The 1,522-nt window shown below is 73.3% G+C and carries 2 protein-coding genes; one reads left to right on the top strand and one right to left on the bottom strand.

From position 1 onward, the window contains the following. Nucleotides 1-478, bottom strand: a 478-nt coding sequence (locus ADK36_RS48705) for a hypothetical protein (RefSeq protein WP_159391100.1), incomplete at its 3' end; no start/stop codon positions are given. A 225-nt stretch (nt 479-703) separates the two neighbouring features. On the opposite strand from ADK36_RS48705, the gene ADK36_RS08795 reads away from it, so the two are divergent. Next, nucleotides 704-1,513 carry an enoyl-CoA hydratase/isomerase family protein gene (locus ADK36_RS08795; protein ID WP_048586846.1) on the top strand — a complete coding sequence of 270 codons (810 nt, stop codon included), beginning with the start codon at nt 704-706 and terminating at the stop codon, nt 1,511-1,513. Nucleotides 1,514-1,522 lie beyond the last annotated feature (9 nt).

Raw genomic sequence — 1,522 nt, 5'->3', positions numbered from 1 at the left:
GCGTTGGTGGGCGGGGTGCGGACGGGTGGGCCGGGGTGTCTGCCGGCGGCGTGTCGGGGCCTGGTGGCGCTGAGGTGTTCGGTGTCGGTACGACGATCATGGTCGTTGTCGGTGTCGCGTTCAGGCCGCCCATGACGGAGGTCGCGGACGGGCTTGGCCGCGGGGTGGCCGCCGGGACGGTGGCGGCGGCGTTTGCCGAGTTGTCCGTGGCCGTGCCCGAGTCCGTGCCTGTGCCTGTGTCGGAGTCCGGGGCGGGCTCCGTCTCCGTTGCGCCCAGGCCCGCCACCTCGGTGTCGGGGGTCAGGCGTACGAGGCTGAGGGCGCCGGCCGCCAGGGCCAGGCCGCCGGCTGCCAGGAGGACCTTGCGGGGGCGGGGGCGCCGGTGGCGGCCGCGGGGGCCGAAGAGGCGGGTGGCGGTCTGGCCGTCCGCACCGACCGCCCCGGTTGCCGTCCCCGTTGCTGTCCCGGTTTCTGTCACGGATTCCGCCGTTGTTTCCGTCGTCCCGCTCATCACGACCCCTCCCAACCCGCTCGCGCCCCCGACACGCCGTGGCTCGCGCACGTTATGCGCTGTCGTTGGTGGTAGGGCGGGAGTTGGGCGGGATGTCACTCGAACGGGGTGTCGGGACCGGCCTTTCCCTGGCGGGGTCCGGCTGCGATGATCGGGGCGAGTGTTGTTAACCCGCGTTAACCGGAGGGTGTCATGAGTGAGGAGCGGTACGGGGAGTTCGTGCTGGTGAGGCGGCACGGTGACGAGGGCGCCGGGCAGGTCGCGGAGCTCGTCCTCGACCGGCCCAAGGCCATGAACGCCGTGTCGACGGAGATGGCGCGTTCGATCGCGGGGGCGTGTGCGGCGCTGGGGGCGGACCGTGAGGTACGGGTGGTGGTGCTGACCTCGACTCATGAGCGGGCGTTCTGTGTCGGCGCGGACCTGAAGGAGCGGAACTCGTTCAGCGACGCCGATCTGGTGCGGCAGCGGCCCGTGGCCCGGGCCGCCTACACGGGCGTGCTGGAGCTGCCGGTGCCGACGATCGCGGCGGTGCACGGCTTCGCGCTCGGGGGTGGCTTCGAGCTGGCGCTGTCGTGCGATGTGATCGTGGCCGACCGTACGGCCGTGGTGGGGCTGCCCGAGGTGTCGGTCGGGGTCATTCCGGGTGGTGGGGGGACGCAGTTGCTGCCGCGCCGGGTGGGGGCGGCTCGGGCTGCGGAGCTGATCTTCACGGCGCGGCGGGTCGAGGCCGTCGAAGCCCGGGAGCTGGGGCTGGTCGATGAGCTGGTGGAGGCGGGGCGCGACCGGGAGGAGGCGCTGGCGCTCGGGGCCCGGATCGCCGTGAACTCGCCGGTGGGCCTGCGGTCCGCCAAGCGGGCGCTGCGGGTGGGGCACGGGCTGGATCTGCGAGCCGGGCTGGAGATCGAGGACGCGGCTTGGCGGGCGACGGCGTTCTCGGGGGATCGGGCGGAGGGGGTGGCCGCGTTCAATGAGAAGCGGAAGCCTGTGTGGCCGGGGGAGTAAGGCTTGAGG

This window comes from Streptomyces viridochromogenes, assembly GCF_001270495.1.
Classification (GTDB): domain Bacteria; phylum Actinomycetota; class Actinomycetes; order Streptomycetales; family Streptomycetaceae; genus Streptomyces; species Streptomyces viridochromogenes_A.
Note: the sequence above shows the minus strand (reverse complement) of the source record. Positions and strands in the feature narration are given on the sequence as shown.

Coding starts and splice junctions, on each gene's coding strand:
- ADK36_RS08795 (WP_048586846.1), top strand. CDS start 704: ATGAGTGAGGAGCGGTACGGGGAGTTCGTGCTGGTGAGGCGGCACGGT.